Raw genomic sequence first — 268 nt, forward strand, 5'->3', positions numbered from 1 at the left:
TCTTCGGAATCCGGCAATCTGAAGCTCTTTTGTTTTATTTTAAATGTAATGGTAGTTGTTAGTCCAGTAGTAGCACTGTCACCGACCGGAATATCAGGTGTATAAATTTTAAATTGAATATTCAGCGATCCCGCAGCCGGATTGACATACACTTCTAAATAACCGTTGCGCACTGACAAGCTCAGACTGTTAAGCAGGTTTTGATACGAATCAATTTGTGATGCTGTAAAAGAGACTTGTGAATCTCCCATCAGACCGGTAATATAAG

1 pseudogene is annotated in these 268 nt (G+C 39.6%); it reads right to left on the bottom strand.

The window, feature by feature from the left end:
• Positions 1 to 268 (bottom strand): annotated as a pseudogene (locus SB658_RS24340) (glycoside hydrolase domain-containing protein); the annotation flags it as partial.

The organism is Bacillus sp. SIMBA_008, from assembly GCF_046535495.1.
GTDB classification, from domain to species: domain Bacteria; phylum Bacillota; class Bacilli; order Bacillales; family Bacillaceae; genus Bacillus; species Bacillus subtilis.